21 protein-coding genes and 2 pseudogenes are annotated in these 21340 nt (G+C 70.6%); 17 read left to right on the plus strand and 6 right to left on the minus strand.

Features of this window, described 5'->3' with window-relative positions:
• Positions 1-739 precede the first annotated feature (739 nt).
• From KUM49_RS20870 to KUM49_RS20880, 3 genes and pseudogenes are all read left to right on the plus strand, one after another.
• Complete coding sequence (locus KUM49_RS20870) at positions 740-1075, plus strand: hypothetical protein (RefSeq protein WP_254401584.1); 336 nt, start codon at positions 740-742, stop codon at positions 1073-1075.
• Between the two features lie 60 nt (positions 1076-1135).
• The gene (locus tag KUM49_RS20875) at positions 1136-1510 is read left to right on the plus strand and encodes an amphi-Trp domain-containing protein (protein WP_217238408.1); all 375 of its coding nucleotides are present in this window, start codon (positions 1136-1138) and stop codon (positions 1508-1510) included.
• A gap of 129 nt (positions 1511-1639) precedes the next feature.
• Positions 1640-2116: pseudogene (locus tag KUM49_RS20880) on the plus strand (HIT family protein).
• Positions 2117-2172: 56 nt separating this feature from the next.
• Here KUM49_RS20880 and KUM49_RS20885 read toward each other — a convergent pair.
• Positions 2173-3459, minus strand: a complete 1287-nt coding sequence (locus KUM49_RS20885; protein WP_217238409.1) for an MFS transporter — start codon at positions 3457-3459, stop codon at positions 2173-2175.
• 189 nt (positions 3460-3648) lie between these two features.
• Positions 3649-4527: an oxygenase MpaB family protein gene (locus KUM49_RS20890; protein ID WP_217238410.1), complete on the minus strand. Its 879-nt coding sequence runs from the start codon at positions 4525-4527 to the stop codon at positions 3649-3651.
• A gap of 335 nt (positions 4528-4862) precedes the next feature.
• Between KUM49_RS20890 and KUM49_RS20895 the strand changes: the two genes are divergently transcribed.
• The 5 genes from KUM49_RS20895 to KUM49_RS20915 are packed head-to-tail and all read left to right on the plus strand — an operon-like array spanning position 4863 to position 8641.
• Positions 4863-5708 carry a UbiA family prenyltransferase gene (locus KUM49_RS20895; protein WP_217238411.1) on the plus strand — a complete coding sequence of 282 codons (846 nt, stop codon included), beginning with the start codon at positions 4863-4865 and terminating at the stop codon, positions 5706-5708.
• 29 nt (positions 5709-5737) lie between these two features.
• Positions 5738-5977, plus strand: a complete 240-nt coding sequence (locus KUM49_RS20900) for a hypothetical protein (protein WP_217238412.1) — start codon at positions 5738-5740, stop codon at positions 5975-5977.
• Positions 5974-7062 (plus strand): type III polyketide synthase, encoded by a 1089-nt coding sequence (locus KUM49_RS20905; protein WP_217238413.1) that lies wholly within the window; start codon positions 5974-5976, stop codon positions 7060-7062. Before KUM49_RS20900 ends, KUM49_RS20905 begins: the two co-directional genes overlap by 4 nt.
• Positions 7059-7577, plus strand: coding sequence for an isoprenylcysteine carboxyl methyltransferase family protein (locus KUM49_RS20910; protein ID WP_217238414.1), 519 nt, complete (start codon positions 7059-7061; stop codon positions 7575-7577). The genes KUM49_RS20905 and KUM49_RS20910 overlap by 4 nt, the downstream gene beginning before the upstream one ends.
• Before the next feature lie 11 nt (positions 7578-7588).
• On the plus strand, positions 7589-8641 hold the full coding sequence (locus KUM49_RS20915; RefSeq protein WP_217238415.1) for an NAD(P)/FAD-dependent oxidoreductase: 1053 nt from the start codon (positions 7589-7591) through the stop codon (positions 8639-8641).
• A 382-nt stretch (positions 8642-9023) separates the two neighbouring features.
• Here the strand turns inward: KUM49_RS20915 and KUM49_RS20920 are convergent, their stop codons facing one another.
• The 3 genes from KUM49_RS20920 to KUM49_RS20930 all read right to left on the minus strand — a co-directional run bounded on the left by KUM49_RS20920 (position 9024) and on the right by KUM49_RS20930 (position 11925).
• Positions 9024-9557, minus strand: coding sequence for a hypothetical protein (locus KUM49_RS20920; protein WP_217238416.1), 534 nt, complete (start codon positions 9555-9557; stop codon positions 9024-9026).
• Between the two features lie 61 nt (positions 9558-9618).
• A complete protein-coding gene (locus tag KUM49_RS20925) occupies positions 9619-10665 on the minus strand; it encodes a DUF5937 family protein (protein WP_217238417.1) in 1047 nt (348 codons plus the stop codon).
• Positions 10666-10692: 27 nt separating this feature from the next.
• Positions 10693-11925: a M20 family metallopeptidase gene (locus KUM49_RS20930; protein ID WP_254401561.1), complete on the minus strand. Its 1233-nt coding sequence runs from the start codon at positions 11923-11925 to the stop codon at positions 10693-10695.
• A 152-nt stretch (positions 11926-12077) separates the two neighbouring features.
• Here KUM49_RS20930 and KUM49_RS20935 point away from each other — a divergent pair, with 152 nt between their 5' ends.
• Positions 12078-12236 (plus strand): hypothetical protein, encoded by a 159-nt coding sequence (locus tag KUM49_RS20935; RefSeq protein ID WP_217238418.1) that lies wholly within the window; start codon positions 12078-12080, stop codon positions 12234-12236.
• On the opposite strand, the gene KUM49_RS20940 is transcribed toward KUM49_RS20935, so the two are convergent.
• Positions 12211-12966, minus strand: a complete 756-nt coding sequence (locus KUM49_RS20940; protein WP_217238419.1) for a helix-turn-helix domain-containing protein — start codon at positions 12964-12966, stop codon at positions 12211-12213. The genes KUM49_RS20935 and KUM49_RS20940 overlap by 26 nt on opposite strands.
• 245 nt (positions 12967-13211) lie before the next feature.
• Here KUM49_RS20940 and KUM49_RS20945 point away from each other — a divergent pair, with 245 nt between their 5' ends.
• The 8 genes and pseudogenes from KUM49_RS20945 (at position 13212) to KUM49_RS20970 (ending at position 21340) form a co-directional block, all read left to right on the plus strand.
• On the plus strand, positions 13212-13883 hold the full coding sequence (locus tag KUM49_RS20945) for a DUF4097 family beta strand repeat-containing protein (protein WP_217238420.1): 672 nt from the start codon (positions 13212-13214) through the stop codon (positions 13881-13883).
• Positions 13884-13896: 13 nt separating this feature from the next.
• The gene (locus KUM49_RS20950) at positions 13897-14454 is read left to right on the plus strand and encodes a GtrA family protein (RefSeq protein ID WP_217238421.1); all 558 of its coding nucleotides are present in this window, start codon (positions 13897-13899) and stop codon (positions 14452-14454) included.
• Positions 14455-14482: 28 nt separating this feature from the next.
• Positions 14483-14782: pseudogene (locus tag KUM49_RS48465) on the plus strand (substrate-binding domain-containing protein); the annotation flags it as partial.
• Between the two features lie 470 nt (positions 14783-15252).
• Positions 15253-16764: an MFS transporter gene (locus tag KUM49_RS20955; protein ID WP_217238422.1), complete on the plus strand. Its 1512-nt coding sequence runs from the start codon at positions 15253-15255 to the stop codon at positions 16762-16764.
• A 438-nt stretch (positions 16765-17202) separates the two neighbouring features.
• Positions 17203-20484, plus strand: a complete 3282-nt coding sequence (locus KUM49_RS20960; protein WP_217238423.1) for a family 78 glycoside hydrolase catalytic domain — start codon at positions 17203-17205, stop codon at positions 20482-20484.
• Between the two features lie 119 nt (positions 20485-20603).
• Positions 20604-20735, plus strand: a complete 132-nt coding sequence (locus KUM49_RS49830) for a hypothetical protein (protein ID WP_302185460.1) — start codon at positions 20604-20606, stop codon at positions 20733-20735.
• Positions 20736-20791: 56 nt separating this feature from the next.
• On the plus strand, positions 20792-20980 hold the full coding sequence (locus tag KUM49_RS49835) for a hypothetical protein (RefSeq protein WP_217238424.1): 189 nt from the start codon (positions 20792-20794) through the stop codon (positions 20978-20980).
• Between the two features lie 102 nt (positions 20981-21082).
• Positions 21083-21340, plus strand: coding sequence for a hypothetical protein (locus tag KUM49_RS20970; protein WP_217238425.1), 258 nt, complete (start codon positions 21083-21085; stop codon positions 21338-21340).

Consider the following 21340-nt stretch of genomic DNA (forward strand, 5'->3'; position numbering starts at 1 on the left):
CAGCCACGTACGAGCACGGTTGAGCGGTATCTCACCGGCGCGGGCATCGCGAAGTCCTCCACGCGGATTTACCGGATCTCGCTGGCGACGGGGGGATGGTCGCCGGGCAACCGCCGCCGACCGGGCGGGCTCGGCGCGGTGCGAGGCCGCCTGTTGTCCCGGTTTCCGTCATCGACGACCCGGCGCTGCCGGGAGTGCTTGCGGAACTGCCCGCTGCGCGGGCGGACGAGATGGACGCCGACACCGTCAACCGGGAACTGTCCTGCCGCGGCCAACGCGGTTCAGCCTGCGAGGACCGGGCCGGAACGGAACGTCAGGCGCAGCCAAGCACCATCAGCGCGACTGGACTTCAGCAATCATGGCGTGGGCTTCGGCATGCTGGCCCGCGCGTCCACCGCGCCCCGGCGCAGTGGACCGACCTGCACGACGACCGGGTGTACAGGTTCCTGCGCCTCCTCCCCCGCAACCCCGTCGGCAAGGCCCTGGCCTGCGTAGATGGCTCGGCATCAACGCATCGAGAGCTGCCGGTCAGGCGCCCCGAGGTGCGCGGCGCAGCCCACGGGACGAGATTGGAAGTAGCCCGACCGGCCGAACGCGAACGCGCGGTTGTGCGGGGCCGTACGACACAAGCGAGCCGACGATGACCAGTCACGCGAGTGGGGCTCGCTCCGGTGCCGCGGTGCGGCGTTCAGCCAGGAGCGGCAGCGGCAGCGGCTGGCTGGTCTTCGCGGGCGTACTGATGGTCTTCGGTGGCCTGATGACGCTCTTCGCGGGCATCGCAGCCATCGCCGATGACGACGTGTTCGTCGCCACCCGCAACTACGTGTTCGAGTTCGATCTCACCGGATGGGGCTGGATCCACCTGATCATGGGCGTGGTCATCACTCTCGCCGGCGCAGCCCTGTTCAAAGGCGCCACCTGGGCCAGGGTCGTCGGCGTGGCACTGGCCTGCCTCGCCATGCTCGCGAACTTCCTCTGGATCCCCTACGCGCCGTTCTGGGCCATCGTCCTGATCGCGATCAACGGCTTCGTGATCTGGGCACTGTGCACCGCTCCCAGTCCGTCAGGGCGATGAAGCAGGGGATGGCCCCGGGTCGCGGCCGGGGACATGGCCGTCTCCGGATCGGAGGCACCCATGAGAGACCTCAAGTTCGAGCAGAAGCGCTCGCTGTCCCGCCTTGAGGCGGCCGAGCAGCTCACGGCACTCGCAGACGCGCTGAGAGAAGGCGAGGAGGCCGAACTGGAACTCGGCGCGGGAACGTTGAGCCTGCGCGTTCCCGACGACCTTCGTAGCGAGACGGAGATCGAGACCGGCAATGGGGAAACCCAACTGGAGATCGAGTTCAAGTGGCGGACCGCACCGTCCCGGACAGCCTCATCCCGGTCGGGCGCAGGCACACAGGAAGTCACAACGCGAAAGAGCGCGCCCGCCAAGCCAGGGGGCCGCAGCACGGAGACCAACAGGAGCAAAAGCGCCAAGCGGTCCACAACGAAAGGGACCTCGGTCTGATCACCGCGCCCGGCTCGGTGCGCGACCGCCTTCCAGTGCCGGGCGCCGGCCGGTGGGTTGGCAGACAGGCCTCGTACCAGTGAGCGGAGAGCAGGTCTGGTCACGATCACGTGTGGGCAGGCTCGGGCCGTGACTGATGACTGGCGGGTGGACCGGATCGGGTCTGCTCTGCAGGGCCAGAATCCGACCGTGATGCGGCGGCTTGAGTCGGCGTTCGCGGTGATCGGCGACGTTCAGTTCCTGCCGGGCTACTCGGTACTCCTCGTGGATAACTGCATGTTCAACGGCTTTCCGACCTGCCCAGGCCCAAGCGGCTGTCGTTTCTGTCCGACATGGACCGACTCGGAGAAGCGGTTGAACGCGCGTGCCGGCAGCTGGACCCCGGTTTCCGCCGCGTCAACCTGGAGAGTCTGGGACACAGACCCGTTCTTGCATGCCCATGTCTGGCCGCGGTTCGAGTGGGAGCCGGCCGAACTGGTGGGCAGACCGGTGTGGCTGTGTCCGCGTGAGCGGTGGCATGACGAGCGGTTCAGACTCGGTCCGCAGCACGATGTGTTGCGGGATGTGATCGGCGGCGAACTGGACCGGTTGCGCTTGACGAGCTGACGGCGCGGCCCGCCGACCGTCAGGTCGGGGGGCCAGGCGTGTCGGCCTGCCCCTCCTCAGGGAAGAGTGGCCGCCGAGACAGGGTGGACGCCACTCGTGCCGACCGCAGTGCCCGAGGCGTGCGCGGGAAGGCGTCTGACGGCCGGGACGCACAGCAGCGCCAGGGCGGTCGGTACCGCGACGATCGTCATGGCGTACAGAGTGGGCCGCACGCCGAGGGACTCGGACACCGGGCCGGCGAGTGCCAGGCCCAGCGGCATGAGTCCTGCCGACAACAGGTAGTCGTACGAACTCACGCGGGACAGGGCGGCTTGGGGCACGTGTGTCTGGAGTGCGGTCTCCCACAGGACGAAGAAGAGGGAGACGGCGATGCCGGTGACCCCTTCAAGGGCCGCGATCAGGGCGAGTGAACCGCCGGATCCGATGATGACCGCCTGGCAGGAAGCCACAGCGAGCGCCGCAGCGGCCAGAGCCATGGGGCGCGCGATCTTGAGCCGGTAGGCGCAGACGTCTCCGACGAGGGAGCCGATGCCGAAGGCCGCGACCACCACCGACCAGCTTGCGGCACCGCCCCACTCCTCTTGGGCAAGGACGGGTCCCAGCACGAACACCGACGGCAGCACGACGACGTGGTAGACCGCCATGGCTCCCATGGCCGACCACACCCACGTCCGGCTGCGCACCTGCACCCACCCGGCGCGCAGCTCTCCGAGGAACGTCCCCCCGGTACTGGCCTTCACTGTCCCGGGTGCCGGGTCGCGCGGTCTCAGCCGGGCCAGGAAAGCGGCGCTGACCGCGAAGGTCAGTGCGTCCAGAGCCAGGGCGCCGCCCGGGCCGGCCAAGGCGACGAGCCCACCGGCCAGGGCCGGGCCGAGCACCAGCCCGGACGACAGGACGAACCCGCGCAGAGCATTGGCCTCCCGCAGCCGATCGGGTCCGACCACCAGCGGCATCAGCCCTGCGGCAGCAGGCATGAAGAACGCGTCCGCCGTGCCGAACACGATCATCAGCAGGACAAGATGCGGAACCTCGGCAACACCGCTCAGCAGCAGCCCGGCAATGAGTCCCTGGACCGCGAACCGCACCACGTCGGAGATCAGCATGATGCGATGCCGCCGGAAGCGGTCCGCCCACACCCCGCCCACCAGGGTGAACAACAGCATGGGCAACAGCCCCGCGGCGGCCACGAGCCCGACGTCGGAGGCGGTCCCGCCCACCGAGAGCACCGCGAAGGGCACGGCCACGAGTGAGACACGGTCCCCCAGCACGGACAGGGACTGCCCTATGAACAGGCGGGCGAACTGCGGCTCATCACGCAGCACGCCGGGAACGAAGGATTTCATGCGGTGGCCGATCAGGGACGCGAGGCGAGGATGCGCAACGCCCGATGGTAAGGAGAGGAGTCCTTACACGTCACCTGCATTTCCCCGGGCCAGAAGCCGTTTCCACTCAGCAAGCCGGCGAAGGGAACGCTGCGGTTGCGGATGCAGAGGCCCAAGGTGCGTGGCTGTGCCGCGGGCGGCCGGCGAGTCTCACCGGGCGTCGGCCGAGGGCGGGGGACTCATGCTCCATCTGATCGCCCTCGTCAGGACATGGCCGGTGAGCGGTATCGCGAGGTCGTCGAGCACGGGGACGCGCGGGAGTCCGAGCAGTCTGCGGGCCCACTCCGGGAGGGACGTCACGGCGTTGGCGGCGAGCAGGGCGTAGGCGGGCCGGGCGGCAAGCGGCAGTGGTGGGTGTACCAGCAGGAAGCGCGCGGTCGCCCTGCACTCCGGCGTGGCGCGGAGTTCCGGACGGTACGCGGCCAGGCGTGCTTCGAGGTCCGACCGCGTCCGCGGCGGGTCCGGCACCCCGAGGGCCGTCGCCACCTTCGCCGTGTCCGCCACGTAGGCGTCGTAGTCGGTGGACGCGAGGGGCCGCGCCCCGAAGCGCTCGTGGGCGCGAAGGAAGCTGTCCGTCTCGGTGATGTGCACCCACTCGAGCAAGTGGGGATCGGACGCCTGGTAGTGCTCGCCCTCCGCTGTCATACCTTTGACCTGCTCATGGATCGCGCGGACCCGTTCGACGGCGCTGCGGGCGTCGTCGGCGGTTCCGAAGGTGGTCACGGCGAGGAACGTACTGGTGCGCTGCAACCGTCCCCAGGGGTCGCCGCGGTACCCGGAATGAGCCGCCACGGCGGCCATGGCCAGCGGGTGCAGGGATTGCAGCAGCAGGGCACGCAGTCCGCCGATGAACATCGAGGCGTCGCCGTGCACGACGCGGATGGGCCGGTCAGCGCCGAACCACCGCGGCCCCGGCGTGTTGTGGATGCGAGCCCGGTTCGCGGGGCCGTCCGGCCCCGCGACGCGGCTGAAGAGCGCCTTGCCCAGTCTGTCCCGCACGCCGGAAACCGTGAGGACGTCCCTGTCCATGCTTCCATTCTGCGGCGTCGCCGCCCGCGGCGGAACACATGGCGGCGTTGTCGACGCCTCGCCCCTGATACTGACTGTCATGACCTTCCTGGCCGCGGCCGCGCGTATGCACAGCACAGAGGGGACTGCGATGCCGTGGGCATCCGGACGTCCACCAAATGCCGGAGTGCCTCGTGTGAGTGGGTGGGCATCGTGGCAGCGATCCTTTATGCCACGGGACATCCCATGAAGGGCGCCGCGCCCGGCAGAACGCCCACGCTGCGTCCGCGCACGGTGCGCAGAGCGCCCGACGTGCCCGGCGCCACGACCCTTGCCAGGCCGGTCGAGGGGCGTCGATGCCCGTGACCACCCGCGCGGTCCCGGCGCGGTCCGGACCACTGCCCATGCCCGCGCTGCTCGCCGCCGCCCACGGCGGGCCCTCCCTTGCGGTCACCGTCGTCGCGGGCCTGCTCGCTCTCCGCGCCGGCCTGTCTCCGCTCGACGCCGTCGCCGTCACCGCGGCGGTGTTCACCGGCCAGCTCACGATCGGCTGGGGCAACGACCTGCTGGACCTCCGTCGTGACCGCGCCGTCGGCCGCACCGACAAGCCACTGGCCACCGGAGCCCTCCCGGTCGGCCGGGTGATGACAACTCTGGTCGTGGCCGCGCTCGCCTGCCTGGTGCTGTCCGCGCTGGCGGGCTGGCGCAGCGCGCTGCTCAACGCCACCCTCGCCACGGGCGCGGGCCACGCCTACAACCTCGGGCTCAAGGCGACCGTCTGGTCCTGGGCGCCGTACGCCTGCGCCTTTGGGGCACTGCCCTCGGTCGTCACCCTCGCCGACCCCAGCCAGGGCTGGGCGCCGCTGTGGATGACCGGCGCCGGTGCCACGCTCGGTGTGGGGGCGCATGTTCTCAACACGCTGCCCGACCTCGCCGACGACGAACGGACCGGCGTCCGCGGCTTCCCGCACCGGATCGGCGAACGTCGCTCACGCGTCCTTGCCGCCGTGCTGCTGCCCGCCGCCTCGCTGCTCGCTGTGCTCGGCCCCACGGGAACGCCCCCGGCGTGGGCGTGGGCGGTCTTCACTCTGGTGACCGTCCTCGCGCTGCTCACGCTGGTCACCCGCGGTCGTACTCCCTTCCGGGCCGCGGTGGCCATCGCGTTGCTCGACGTCGTCGTACTGCTCGCGGCGGCCGGTTGATGGCGCCCTCATTCAGCGCCGATCCAGGCATGCGCGTCGCCCTCCTGGGCCGGGCGGACTTCGCCGCCCCAGCCGTGGCGTGCCGCCCCGCCCGCACACGGCTCCCCGGGGCCGGGCTGCGCGTCTCGGTCGCCGGCCAGAGTGTCCTCGACGACTTCGTCGGGCTTCGACTCGTCCGGGGGCGACTCGCCCCGGCCGTCGCGCTCGGCCTCGCCTGGGCGCTCGCAGCGCCCACCCGCTCGACCAGCCGACCACAGGAGCCAGCATGACCATGCGCGTCCTCAGCGTTCGCGGCGCCCTGCCCGAGCACCGCCACCGGCAGGAGGACATCACCAAGTCCCTCACCGCCATGCTGGTCGAGGACTCTGCCAAGCGCGGCCTCGTGGAACGGTTCCATGGCAACGTGTGCGTCGAGAGCCGGCATACCGTGCTCCCGCTGGACGAGTACGCCCGGCTCGAGAGCTTCGGCCAGTCGAACGACGTCTTCATCCGGGCCGGCGTCGAGCTCGGCGCTCGCGCGGTCGTCGACGCGCTCAAGAGCGTCGGCCTGACACCGGCCGACGTCGACTACATCGTGTCGTGCACGGTGACCGGCCTGGCCGTCCCCTCGCTGGAGGCCCGCGTCGCGGCGGAGATCGGGCTGCGGCCCGACGTGGTGCGCCTGCCCCTCGTCGGCCTCGGCTGCGTGGCGGGGGTGGCCGGTATCGCCCGCCTGCACGACCTGCTGCGCGGCCGCCCGGACGGGGTCGCGGTGCTGATGTCGGTCGAGCTGTGCTCGCTCACGCTGCAGCGCGACGACACCTCGGTCGCCAATCTCGTGGCCAGCGGCCTTTTCGGGGACGGCGCCGCGGCGGTGGTCGCCGTCGGGACCGAGCACGCGCTCGCGCAGTCCGACGACCCGGCTCGTCCAGAAGTCCTCGCGTCGCGGAGCCGCCTGTACCCCGACTCGGAGCGCATGATGGGCTGGGACGTGGGCTCCGGCGGGCTGAAGATCGTGCTCGACCCCGCGGTCCCCGACCTGGTGCGCCGTCATGTCGGCGACGACGTCCGCGGCTTCCTCGCCGACCACGGGCTGACCCACGACGACCTCGGCTGGTACGTCGCGCACCCCGGCGGCCCCCGGGTCCTCGAAGCGCTGCAGGACGCCCTGGGCGTCGAGCGGGAGGCCCTGGGCATGACCTGGGACTCGCTGCGCCGGATCGGCAACCTGTCCTCCTCCTCGGTGCTGCACGTCCTGGCGGACACCCTCGCCGACCGTCCTCCCCCGCCCGGCTCCTACGGGCTCATGATCGCCATGGGCCCTGGTTTCTGTTCCGAGTTCGTGCTCCTGCGCGCTCCGGGAGGTGAGCGATGAGCAGTGAGGTCCTGTTCACGGTCCTTATTCTGGCCGTCGGCCTGGAGCGGGTCGCCGAGCTGGTCGTCTCCCGGCGCAACGCCGCCCTCAGCCTCGCGCGGGGCGGCGTGGAGTGCGGGCGGGGGCACTATCCGTTCATGGTGGTGCTGCACACGGGCCTGCTCGTCGGCGCGCTCGTGGAGGTGTGGATGCGCCGACCGGACACGCCGGCGGTCCTCGCCTGGTCCATGCTCGCCCTCGTCGCGGCCTCGCAGGCGTTGCGGTGGTGGTGCATCGCCACCCTGGGACGGCAGTGGAACACCCGGGTGATCGTCGTGCCGGGCGCCGCACGCGTGACGGGCGGCCCCTACCGCTGGATCCCGCACCCCAACTACGTCGCCGTCGTCGTGGAGGGGATCGCGCTCCCCCTGGTGCACTCGGCCTGGATCACGGCCGTCGTCTTCACCAGCCTGAACGGGTTCCTGCTCGCCACCCGCATCCGCACCGAAGATGCCGCCCTGGCACAACTGGCCTGAAGGAGGCGCACATGGACCTGCTCGTCGTCGGCGGGGGGCCGGCCGGCCTGGCCACGGCCCTGCACGCGGCCCGGGCAGGGCTCGATGTCGCGGTGTGGGAGCAACGCGCCGGCACCGTCGACAAGGCGTGCGGCGAGGGACTGATGCCCGGTGCCGTCACCGCCTTGGGAGCGCTCGGCGTGCACCCGCCGGGGCACGACCTGCGCGGCATCCGCTACATCGCCGGACCACGCCGGGTCGACGCCGACTTCGCAGCGGGCCCGGGCCGCGGGGTACGTCGCACGACGCTGCATGCGGCGCTGCGTGAGACGGTGCTCGCCGCGGGCGTACGGGTCGAGCAGCGCACCGCGCGACGTGTGGAGCAGGACGAGGACGGTGTGTCGGTCGACGGCACGCGGGCCGGGCACCTCGTCGCGGCTGACGGCCTGCACTCGCCGATCCGCCGGGCCCTGGGGCTCGACCGGCCGCGCCGGGCCCGACCGCGACACGGGTTGCGGCGCCACTACGAGCTCGTCCCGTGGAGCGACCACGTCGAAGTGCACTGGGCCCCACACGCGGAGGCCTACGTGACCCCGGTGGCCGGCGACCTCGTGGGGGTCGCGGTGCTCACCGGTGCTCGCGGATCGTACGACGACCACCTCGCCGCCTTCCCCGAGCTGCGGGAGCGGCTGGCCGGGGCCTTGCACGCCGGGCCGGTGCGTGGGGCGGGCCCGCTCCGCCAGGACACGAGCGCGCGCACCGTCGGCCGGGTGCTGCTCGTCGGCGACGCCGCCGGCTACGTCGATGCGCTGACCGGTGAGGGCGTCGCGCTGGCGCTCGCGCAGGCACCGGCGGCCGTCCGGGCCGTCATCAACGGTGACGTGGCGGGCTACGAGCGGGAGTGGCGCCGGCTCACACGGCGTTACCGCTGGCTGACCCACGCGCTGCTCGGCGCGACGCGGATGCCCCCCGCTCGCGCGGCGCTGGTGCCTCTGGCCCAGCGGCTGCCGTGGCTGTTCGCCGCGACCGTCGACGCGCTGGCCCGCCCGGCCCGGCAGCATCAGGCGAGCGGGCCGAGCGGATAGCGCGGATCGGCCAGGTCACCGGAACTGCGCCGGACAGAACGTGCCCCGCGGCAGTTGCACGGCACACCGGCTGCGCCGCCCGGCCACGCTCGCCGAGTCCTTCGACCGGGCGGGCTGTCGGCGAAGGACGTCTCGGCGTCACGCCACGCGACGTCCGCAGCCTGGTGCGCGCGACGCGGGGGCGCAGGCGTGGCATGCCGAGCGACGATCAGCTGCCGGAGCTTGTCGACATGGTTCTCGAGCCGGAGGACAGCCCCGTGGTGACGTGTCCGGGATTTGCGGTCGACTGGGCATGAGGGAGGCTCCCGGCCCTGCGGCGGCCGGATCCGGTGATCACAACCCGGGCCGTCGTCGCGTGCGGGTGCCCCGCCCACAGCGGGCGTCAGGCTTCCATGGCGTGAAGGTCTGCGGGCCCCACGTGCACTTCGGCGAGCACACGCACCCCTGGGACGGTCCTTCGGGCCAGCCGCGCCGTGACCAGCGTGGTCAGGGCCTCGTGCAGGCCCCGCTCGTCGCCGGGCGCGTAGGCACGGTGAAGCCCGGACGGTTCGCGGTCCCGGGTGAGGAAGCGGCGGGTGTTCCGGACGGCGTCCGTGCTGCTCGCCCGGACGACCTCGATCGGATCGACGACCGTGCAGCGGTAGGTCACCCGGGCCGGGAAGTCCAACGCCGAGTCGCGCGCCGCCAACGTCCACGCGGAGATCAGCGTCACGTCGCGGCTCAGGTCGACGACGCTCACGGCGGTGGCCCGCGCCGCCAGGGAGGCGTCGGCCGTGCCGTCCATGTACACGTCCCGGCCGGTCCGGTACACGAGGATCTCGTCCGCCTTGGCGACCAGAGCCCGCCGGCGCAGCGCGCTCCACGGGATGGACGGCCACAGTTCGCGATGCCGGACGATCGGGTATCGGCGTGTCATATGACCGGTCATGGCTGCACTCCAAGGTGGGGGAAGACTTTTCCAAGGGGCGCCGGCGCAGTCAGTACTGCAGCGCTGTCGCCACGTCCCGGCCGATGCGCTCGACCGCGATGAGGTCGAGGCCGTAGTGGACGTAGCGGCCGTTGCGTTCCACGCGTACGAGTCCCAGGTCGCGCAGGGTGCGCAGATGACGGGAGACCTGAGGGCGGGTCATCTGCAGCCGGTTTGCGAGGTCGGCGGTGGTCATGGCCTGCCGGGCGATCAGCCGGCACAGCCGTACCCGGCGGGGATCGGTGAGCGCGAGCATGCGGCTGCGGGCCAGGGTGACGCCCACCTCCGGGGTGTCGACCGGGAAGTGCACGACCGGCGGCAGGCCCGGCTCGTCCTTCACGAGCAGGTGCGGGGCCCCGTACCTGGTGGGGATCAGCAGTACGGGCGTACGGGCCGGGCTGATCACCGCGTGGTGCACCTTGTCGAAGACGATGCGTGCGGGTCCGTCCAGCCGGGCGCTGGACGTGCTGAGCGAGAGCAGGGCCGCAGCGGGCCCCTCGTCCGCGAGCCGTTGCCGTGCGCGGTGCGCGGCGCGGGTGAGCGTGGGCTCGATCTCCCGCCACAGGGAACCGAAGAAGACGACGCGGCACAGCTCGATGAAGTCGAGGACGTCCGCGCGCAGTGCCTCGGGGTCGCGCAACAGATCCTCGGCGAGGGCGAGATGCGGCTCCGGCAGCCCGGAGGCGGCATGGCGCAGTGCGGCGGCCTGTGCCGGGTCGTGGCGCAGGCGGCCGAAGTCGAAGCCGCTGTAGCCGCTGGCACAGGTCTGGGCGGTGAGCTCGGCGAAGCGGTCGAGCGGCAACCGGTCCAGGGAGACGTCGAGCCCCGGATAGAAGCCCCGCCACCGCAGCGCCGTCCACAGCGGTGCGAACCGTCGCAGGCCGGCCCGGAAGGCGGGCGGTGCGGAACGGGTGACCTCTTCTGCCCAGGGTGCGTGTTCGGTGTGGTGCGCGTGCCCGGTCAGCACGTGCAGACTCGCCGCAAGCTCCGCGAGCGGCGACACGGTGACGGCGAAGCGGTCGGGGGCGCCCCCCTCCAGGATGATCACGACCGACATGAGCTGGAGTGTAGGTCCGCGGCCCGCTCACGTCAGCACCTCGACTCCCGCCGCGAACTCCGCCCGCGCCGCCTCCAACAGACCTGGCTCCGTGAGCAGTTCGGCGACGACCGCAGCAAGGCCCGCCGCCGCGACCTGCGTACGGTCATGGGCGAACGGCGTCGCGGCCGCCTCGCACATCGCCTCCGAGTGACTCGGCGTTCCGGCCGGGGCGACCTGGATGTACGGGTGGATGACCGGAAGCAGCTTCGAGAGGTTGCCGATGTCGGAGGAGCCGGCCGGGCTGTCCGGGTCGCCGGGCGCGATGTCCACGCCGAGCGCGCGCACGGCCTCCCCGAACCACTCCGCGAGCACGGTGTTGTTGCGGCGTTCCGCATACAGCGGACCGGTCTCGGAGAGCTCCGCCTGCGTCTCGGTGGCGAGCGCAGCGCCCACCGCGGCCGCGCGCACGCGCTCCACCAGGGCCCGGGTCGAGGCCGCTGTGCGGTCCCGTACGTACAGGTCCACGGCGGCGCGGGCCGGGACGACGTTCGGGGCCTGACCGCCGTCCGAGACGATCCCGTGGATCCGGGCGCTCGGCGGCACGAACTGCCGCATCGCGTCGAGTGCGTTGAGGAACAGCTGGGCGGCGGCCAGCGCGCTGCGCCCCTCCCAGGGCGACTTCGCGGCGTGCGCGCTCACACCGGTGAACGCCACCCGCAGATGCGCCGCCGCCAGCGCGTGCGCGGCGGTCAGCGAACGGTCGCCCGGGTGGAACATCACCGCCGCGTCGACGCCGTCGAACACCCCGGCCTCGGCCAGCCGCACCTTGCCCGCGCCGCCCATCTCCTCTCCGGGCGTGCCGATCACGGCGATGGTGCCCGGATGCCGGGGCAGGGCGCGGACGACTCCGATCGCGGCCGCCGCCCCACCGGCAGCGATGAGATTGTGCCCGCAGCCGTGACCGACCCCGGGCAGCGCGTCGTACTCCGCGAGGACGGCGACGTACGGCCCCGGCAGCCCACTCCCGTGCTCGGCCACGAAGGCGGTGTGGAGCCCGCCCACCGGGGCCGTCACCGAGAAGCCCGCCTCCGCGAGCCAGCCGGTCAGCACGTCCCGGGCGTGGAACTCGGCGAACTTCAGCTCCGGCCGCCCGTGGACGGCCAGGCTCACCTCCTCCATCCGGGGCCGCAGCGCGGTGAGTTCCGTGACCAGGTTCTCCAGCAGGGGTGAGGCGGCAGACGTGGCGGACTGGGCAGGCATGGCGGAATTGGCGGACATGGGGCTCCCGTCGTACGAGACCGAGGCGACACGCGTTACGCCTCGCGTACGACGAGACTGCGGCCCCGACGGCCGGGACGGCGCCGGGTTACCGCTCGCCGGGTAACCCTCACCGGACGCTCCTGAGTACCGGGCGGGAGCAGGACAGGTACGTGCAGGAGTCGTACGTCGCCGAGTTCGCGCTGCCGCCGGACGGCTTGTCGACGGACACCGACCGCATCCTCGACTTGACGGCGGGCCGGCCCGCCCCGCACCGTCCCGGCGCCGACGCTCGTGAGCGGCTGCCTACGCACGATCTGCCGGTGGCGTGACAGTGCCGCCTGAGGGCGTCTCGGGTTTCGCGTGGAGGATCTCGCGGGCCTGCTCCGCCGCGCGGGCGATGCTCTCGGAGACGAAGTCGAGGAAGCGGGCGACGTTCTCCAGACGGGCGGCGGCCGGGGTGTCGGGGCCGAGGACGCCGACGCCCTGCCGTGCGATCTCGACGATCTTGGCGGTGGACCGGGCGCTGGCGATCATCGACTGGTACCAGATGTCGTCGTCGACGACATAGCGCTCGCGGCGGCGTTCGTCGCGTTCCCGGCGGACGAAGCCCTGGCTCTCGAGGAACGCGATCGCCTTGGAAATGGACGCCGGGCTGACCTTCAGGCGCTGGACGAGTTCGGACGCGGTGAGGCTGCCGGAGTCGGTGAGGGTGAGGCAGGCCATCACCCGGGACATCATCGCGGGCATGCCCGAACCCATGAGGACGGTGGTGAACACCTCCTCGTACTCGTGCACGGCCTCGGCCTCGCGTCCGTGGGCCTGCGGGGGTGCCGCCGTGTCCTGGTGCGCGGGCTGCCGGCGCCGGTGGGCGCGGCGTTCGGTGGCGCGGTGGGCCAGGTCGGCGCGGTAGGCGGTGGGGCCGCCGTTGCGCATCACCTCACGCGTGACCGTCGAGGTCGGACGATCGAGACGCCTGGCGATCTCCGCATAGGCAAGGCCGTCGGCCAGCCCCAGCGCGATGTCCTGGCGTTCGGTCTGGGTGAGCCTGCCTCCCGGCATCGCGTCTCCTCGTGTCGTGCTCGTTGGCGTCGTCAGCATAGCGTTCATCGACACTTCATTGCAACGCAACGAGACAGCCGTTGCATTTGCTTCGAAGGTCATTGCAACGATTTACCGCGCTTAACCTGCAGTTATGGCGAATAAGTGCAACGAGTTCGTTGCCAATTATGTAAACGCAACGTAGCTTTCTCTCATCGGAAACAGCGAGCCGACGGAGCGCACGCTGCCAGAAGAAGGAGAGCACGATGCAGAAGTTCGACACCCCCGCCCCGATCTCCGCCGTCCTCGACATCCCCGCGGGACGCATCCGGTTCATCGCCGCCGACCGGGCCGACACCACGGTCGAGGTCCTGCCGGCGGACGCCTCGAAGACCCGCGACGTGAAGGCGGCCGAGCAGACCACGGTCGAATACGGCGAAGGCGTCCTGCGGATCGAGGCCTCACCGGCTAAAAACAGGCTCCTCGGCGCCTCCGGATCCGTCGAGGTAACCATCCAGTTGCCCGCCGGCTCCCGCGTCGAGGCGAAGACGGCCAGCGCCGAGTTCCGGGGCGTCGGACGGCTCGGCGACGTCACCTTCGAGGGTGCGGAGGGCACGGTCAAGCTCGACGAGACCGCGAGCGCCCGCCTCACCCTCCTCGCCGGTGACATCTCGGTCGGCCGCCTGGGCGGCCCCGGCGAGATCAGCACCCAAAAGGGCGACCTTCAGATCCACGAAGCCGTGCGCGGCACGGTCACACTGCGCACCGAGTCCGGCCAGGTGTCCATCGGCGCCGCCCGCGGAGTCTCCGCCCATCTGGACGCCGGCACCACGTACGGCCGCATCCACAACTCACTCCTGAACACCGAGGGCGCCGCCGCCCAGCTCGACATCCACGCGACCACCGCCTACGGCGACATCACCGCCCGCAGCCTCTGAGGGAGCACCCGCCATGAAGTCGCCGCTCGTACAGAAGCCCGAGACGGCGACTTCGGCCGCCCCTGACCTCCTCGCCACCTTCATACGCTTCGTGATCTTCGGAGGTGGCGTGGGAGCCCTCTCCAGCCTCTCGGTAGCACTGTTGGCCATGACCATGCCCTGGGCGGTCTCGAACGCGATCACCACCGTCGCCTCCACCCTGCTGTGCACCGAACTCCACGCCCGCTTCACCTTCGCCAAAGGACGCAGCGCCGGATGGCGAGAGCACTGGCAGTCCGCGGGCTCGGCGACCGCCGCCTACCTGGCGACCAGCATCGCCGTCCACATCCTGCACATGGTGCAGCCCTCCCCCGGCATGCTGACTGAGCAGATCGTCTACCTCAGCGCCTCCGGCCTCGCCGGCGCAGGCCGCTTCCTCATCCTGCGCCTCTACGTCTTCGCCGGCCGCCGTGGCCGGACCACACGACCGCCGAAGCAGCAGGGGACGGTGGCCGTACCCGCCCCGACGGCAGTGCGGCAGTCGCCGTGCACGAGTTGGCCGAACGGGTCACGGCCACAGCTCGCGGCGTGAGCCCCCGATCCCGCCGGCCCGACGGTGTGCCGGCCTGGAGTTCACGGCCGTCCACGCCGGGACCGACGCGATCGCCGTCGGCGCCCTGGCCGCCCTGCGCGAGACGGGCCTGCGGGCCCCCCGTGACGTGTCACTGGTCGGCTTTCACGACGCCCCCTACGCGACGGACCTCACGCCGTCCCCCACCACAGTCCGTGTGCCTTACGTGGAGCTGGGACGAACCGCCGTACGCCTGGCGCTCGACCGGGAGGAGAGCATCGGGCGCGACGACCACATGACCCTCAGCACGCAGTTGGTGATCCGGGAGTCCGTTCGGCCACCCAAGTGAGGCGACGCTGAGACGCCGCCGGACCTCTGCGCGTACGTCCATGCCCCTGCCCCTGCCCCTGCCCCTGCCCCGCGGCGCCGCGTCCTCCGACCGCGTGTGACGGCCCGGCCGAGTCCCGCGCGCCGACGCCTAGGCCGGACTGCCCGGCCCCAGCCCGACCGACGATGCGCCAGTGCCCCAGGATGACCGATTCGGTCGGCGTGGTTCCGCTGCACGACGTAGCCCTGAGAAAGCGGGCCACCGGCAAGGTCGCGGTCCGTGTCCATGCCGCGACCGATGCGGCCTCCGGCCCGCTGTAGTGGCGCCTTTTCCTTCCCGGATCGGCCGCCTGGCACCAGTCCTCGATCCCTCGGGCGACGCCCCCCTCAAGCGAAACGCTTGCGTTTCGCTCATGCGCCCCCTATCGTAAATGAACGAAACGGTTTCGTTTCACACGTTCGCCATCTGATCTACGACTGGAGTACGTCCCCATGTCTCAGACAGCCGCAGCGCCGGACGCGGTGTCGCTCGGAAAGAGCGGTGCCCAGGCCGAAGAGGCCGGGCCTCGCCACCGGTGGTGGATTCTCGCCGTCATCGGGCTCGCCCAGCTGATGGTCGTGCTGGATGCGACCATCGTGAACATCGCCCTGCCGTCCGCCCAGGCCGGCCTCGGCTTCTCCGACGGCAACCGGACCTGGATCGTCACCGCCTACTCGCTCGCCTTCGGCAGCCTGCTGCTGCTCGGCGGCCGGATAGCCGACCTCTTCGGGCGCAAGCCCGCCTTCCTGGTAGGCGTGGGCGGCTTCGCGGCCGCCTCGGCCGTGGCCGGCGCCGCCGTCAACTTCGAGATGCTCGTCGCGGGCCGTGCCCTTCAGGGTCTGTTCGGCGCACTGCTCGCCCCGGCCGCGCTCTCCCTGCTGACCACCACCTTCACCAACCCGAAGGAACGCGCCAAGGCCTTCGGCGTCTACGGCGCCATCGCCGGCTCCGGCGCGGCGGTCGGCCTACTGCTCGGCGGTGTCCTCACCGAGTACATGAACTGGCGCTGGACCCTCTACGTCAACCTCTTCATCGCGGCCTTCGCCCTCGTCGGCGGTGCGATGCTTCTCAAGAGCACGGCTCGCGACCGGAACTCCAAGCTCGACCTCCCCGGTACCGCCCTGGTCACCACCGGCCTCTTCAGCATCGTCTACGGCTTCTCCAACGCCGAGTCCCACGACTGGAGCTCGCCGATGTCCTGGGGCTTCCTCACCGTCGGCGCCGCACTGCTGACCGCTTTCACCTGGTGGCAGACCAGGGCCCCGCATCCGCTGCTGCCGCTGCGCGTACTCCTTGACCGGAACCGTGGCGCGTCCTTCATCGCCATGCTGATCTCCAGTGCCGGAATGTTCGGCGTGTTCCTCTTCCTCACCTACTACCTGCAGCTCAGCCTCGGCTACTCCGCCGTCGAGACGGGCCTGGCCTTCCTCCCGATGGTCGGCGCCCTCATGGTGAGCGCCACCATGTCCACCAGCTTCCTGATCCCCCGCTTCGGCCCGAAGATCGTGGTCCCGCTCGGCATGGTTCTCGGAGCCGTCGGCCTGGTCTGGCTGACCGCTCTCGACATGGACAGCACGTACGCGGCCCACATCCTCGGCCCGCTGCTGTTCGCCGGCCTCGGCATCGGCCTGATCATGGCTCCGGGCATGAGCCTCGCCACCAGCGGCGTCGCCCCGGAGGACTCCGGGGTCGCCTCCGCCTCCGTCAACACCATGCAGCAGATCGGCGGTTCCATCGGCACGGCGCTGCTCAATACCCTCGCCGCCAGCGCCGCCACCGCCTACCTGGTCGGCAAGGACCCCGCCAACAAACTCAACCAGGCCCAGGCGGCACTGGAGTCCTACTCCACCGCCTACTGGTGGTCGGCCGGCTTCTTCGCGGCCGGCGCACTGACCACGGTGCTGCTCTACCGGCGCGGCGTCCCGGCGGTCGACGCGGACGCAGCTCCCACAGTCCACATGTAAGCGGCATGTGGTGGCCCGCGCTCACCTGTGGGGACGGGGAGAGTGCGGGCGAGGGGCCCGGTGCTTTCAAGCACCGGGCCTTTGACGTTGCCGCCCGTTTGCACAGGCACCGAGCCTGTGACGTTGGCGCCCGCCTGCCACGACTGCCGCTGAACCGGCAGCTCGCGCGCATCCGACTGACTGACCCCGCGAACCGAACAACCGGCGAGAGCGCCACAGTTGGTCGCGATCCGCGACCACCTCTCATACGCGCGGGCCGGCCCCCTGCCGCCCTCGCATTGACGGCAGAAGCATTCAAGAGCCCGCGTACCACTTCTTGACGTGTCACGCGCCACATGGGAGCGTCCGGTTAACCCCGCATATTGAAACGATTCAATACATGGAGATGCCGTGCTCCGCAAACGCACGCTTTTGTACCCGCTCTTCAGAGGCTTCGTCATGTTTGCCGTACTCGGAAGCCTGACGGTTCTGCCGGCGCCCCTGTCCCCCGCGGCGTCGGTGTCGGACACGCCGTTCACCGTGAAGGCTCTGACCACCAACGGCCGGGTGAATCCACTGGGCATCGGTGGTGAGGACCCGGTCTTCGGCTGGCAGTTGGCGTCGGACCGCCGGGCGACCTCGCAGAAGGCGTACGAGATCCAGGTCGGGCGCACGCCAGGGTCTGGCGACGTGTGGTCGACCGGAAAGGTGGCTTCCGGCCGCCAGGTCGACGTCAAGTACGGAGGCCCTGACCTCGAGTCAGCCACGCGCTACTCCTGGCGTGTTCGGGCCTGGGACGACAAGGGGGTTGCGAGTCCGTGGAGCGCTGACGCGTACTTCGAGACGGGCCTGCTGGAGCCCGGCGACTGGGACGGCGCCCAGTGGATCACTCGCCCTGAGGCCGCGAGTGAGCTGGACAAGTGGACCGACTACACCGCCACGGTCGAGTTCACACTCGACAACGCCGCCTTCGGCATGTTCCTGCGCGCCTCCGACGTGAGCAACGGATACATGTGGCAGTTCAGCGTCACCGACTCGACCCCGATGCTGAACCTGCACAAGCAGGTCAAGGGCAACTACACCGTGGTCCAGCGAGTGGATCTCGCGCCCCACGGCTTCACCAAGGCAGATCTCCTGGCCGGCCGGCACACCGTCCGCTACGACGTGGCGGGCACCACCATCACCACGACCCTCGACGGCAAGCTGGTCAACACCTTCACGGACTCCACGTTCTCCAAGGGCTACGTCGGCTTCCGCACGCACGCTTGCTGCGGCGAACGAGGAACGGTCTACGACGCCGTCGTGACGAACACCGACGGCGCCACTCTCCTCGACACCGACTTCGCGTCCGGACGGAACCCGTTCACCGGCGGTGAAATCGTCGACTCCGCCCTCGCGGTGTCCGGTACCACCGATTCCCTCTACGGACCCGCGGCCCGTCCCCAGCCGTTGCTGCGCAAGGACTTCGCGACCAAGGCCGGCAAGAAGGTCGCCTCGGCGAGGGTCTACGCATCGGCACTCGGCGTCTACCAGCTGGAGATCAACGGAAAGCCCGTCGGCGACCAGGTACTTGCCCCGGGCTGGACGAACTACCACAAGCGCATCCAGTCCCAGACCTACGACGTGACGAAGCTGCTGGCAAGCGGCGACAACGCGATCGGCGCTTCCCTGGCGGACGGCTGGTGGGCCGGCAAGGTCGGGATCGGCTGGACCCGCCAGTACGGGGACACCCCCGCTCTCGTGGCGAGGATGCGCATCACCTACACCGACGGGTCGGTCGACTGGATCGCCACGGACGGTTCGTGGAAGGCGGCGGACGGCCCCTACGTCAAGGCAGACCTTCAGGACGGCGAGACCTACGACGCCCGTCTGAAGCCGTCGGGCTGGAGCCGGCCGGGATTCGACGACACGACGTGGGAACCCACCGCGAGCCTGGAGTCCCGGACCGCCCTCCTGGTCCCGCAGAGCGACGAGCCCGTGCGCCGGACCCAGGTCCTCGATGCACAGAAGATGACCGAGCCCGCCGCTGGGACCTACGTCTACGACCTCGGCCAGAACATGGTCGGCGTGCCGCGCCTGACGCTGACCGGCTCCGCCGGCCAGACAGCCAAGATCCGCTACGCGGAGGTGCTCAACAAGAACGGCACCCTGTACACCGACAACTTCCGCAGCGCCAAGGTCACCGACCGCTACACCTTCGCCGAGACCGGAACGGTGACCTACGAACCCACCTTCACCCAGCACGGCTTCCGCTACGTCGAGATCACCGGACTGAACGAACCTCCGGCGCTCTCCGCCGTCAACGGCGTCGTGTGGGGATCCGACCTCCCGTCCACCGGCACGCTGAAGACGTCGGACACCATGCTCAACCGACTGGCGAGCAACATCTCCTGGAGCCAGCGGGGCAACTTCCTCTCCATTCCCACCGACACCCCCGCCCGCGACGAGCGCCTGGGGTGGACGGGCGACATCAGCCTGTTCGCACCGACGGCCAACTACCTCGTCGACACCCGCGCGTTCCTGTCCCACTGGATGGCGGACGTACGCAATTCCCAGTACGCCAACGGTGACCTGCCGGCGGTCGTCCCCACCCCGCAGGGGCAGTTCGGCGACAGCGGTGTCGGCTGGTCGGACGTGATGATCACCGTGCCGTACTCCGTGTGGCGCTCCTACGACGACACCCGCATCCTGCGCGAGAACTACCCCGCCATGCAGAAGTTCTTCCAGTTCGTGCGCGACAGCGCCGGACCGGACCTCCTCGAACCCGGCCGCACCACCTTCTTCACCGACGACTGGCTGCACCTGGACGACCCGACCGAGCAAGGCATCCTGGGCACGGCCTACTACGCCGAGAACGCCCGCATGATGGCGGAGACGGCCAAGGCCCTCGGCGACGACGCGGCGGCCTCCGAGTACGGCAAACTCTCGACCGACATCCGCGCCGCCTTCACCAAGGCCTACGTCGCAGCGGACGGCACCGTCAAGCGCAACTCGCAGACCGGATACGCGATGGCCCTCGGCATGGACCTCGTCTCCGATCCGGCACTGGCCCTGAAGGTCGGCGAGAAGTTCGTGGCCAAACTGGCGCTCACCGACTACCACCTGCGGACCGGCTTCATCGGCACGCCGCTGCTGCTGCCCGCCCTGAGCAGGATCGGCCGGGACGACCTGGCCTACAAGATGCTCCTGCACAAGGACTACCCGTCCTGGGGCTACGAGGTCGTCACCGGTGCCACCACCGTGTGGGAGCGCTGGAACTCGATCATGCCCAACGGCGACTTCGGCCCCGTCGACATGAACTCCTTCAACCACTACGCCTACGGCGCCGTGGGTGACTGGATGTTCCAGAACATCGGCGGCCTCTCCGCGATCGACCCCGGCTACAAGCGCTCCCGCATCGCGCCGGTGCCCGGCGGAACCCTGACGGAAGGCTCGGGCAGCCTCAAGACCGTGTACGGGCGTCTGTCGTCGCGGTGGAGCACCGACAACGGCGCTGTCGACCTGAAGGTGACGGTCCCGGTCAACACCGTCGCGGAGGTCCACGTTCCGGCGACGACGCGCCGGGCGGTCACCGAGGGCGGCCGGCCGGCTGACGGCGCCAAGGGTGTGCGCTTCCTCCGGATGGAGGACGGCGCTGCCGTGTTCGAGGTCGGGTCGGGGTCCTACCGCTTCGGCGTCGACACCGTCCTCGGCGGCCTCGGCGAGGCCAAGGTGGCAGCGGGAGAGCTGCGTGACCGGTAGCGACCCTCGACGCTCCGGGCGCACCGACGGCGAGCGGGAAGGCCCGGGAGGTCCAGATTTCCGTCACAGCCGCTTGGATCACCTACGTGGCGAGTGGTGCGCAGAGCACCGACCAACACGTGAACCGTGCCCTGGCACGTCTGGGAGACATCGGCGACTGGACCGCGCAGCAGGTGGACAACGGAGCGCTGACAACGTCCCAGAAGGCGGCGGTACAAGCACTCGTCGGCCGCATCCAAAAGGGCCTGTGACGGTGTCCGCCTTGCTCGTGAATGCTGAACCGTAGTCGCAGCCGGAGCACCGGCTGGTGCCGCTGACATCGCTCTCCTGCCGGTCTGGTCCCGGCCGGCAGGAGACCGGTCTCCACCTCGGCCTGGTCGGCGAGTTCGGCGTGGCCCTGGGGGCACTGGTCCGCTCCACCGCGGGCGGCATCGCCATCCTGACCGGTGTCCTGGTCATCCTGTCCGACCTGACGGGCGGATCGGCGGGGTGGTGAGCGCCCTTTCTCAACCACCCAGCGATGGGGGCCTTGTGTTCGAGTGCGGGGACCGATGAGTTTCGTTCGCCGCTGCCGTCCTCATGCAAGGAGGTGTTTGCGGTGGACGCAACTGCAGGGCAGGAAGCGCTGACGAGGTTGGACATTCCGGTGGGCGACTGGGTGGTGGAGGCCGAGTTCACCGGTCTGCCGTCGTCCGTCGGGCGCTGCGTGTCCGAGTGGACCTTGGACGAGCGGTTCCTGCTCCAGGGCACGCAGGCCCCGGAACCCGCTCCGGACGGCGGTGTCCGGGACCGGTCGAAGGACGACTCGGCCGCCCGGGAGAAGGACATCGTCTTCACCTACCGCAGGGGCCAGTGA

This window comes from Streptomyces sp. AC555_RSS877 (assembly GCF_019049245.1).
GTDB lineage: Bacteria > Actinomycetota > Actinomycetes > Streptomycetales > Streptomycetaceae > Streptomyces.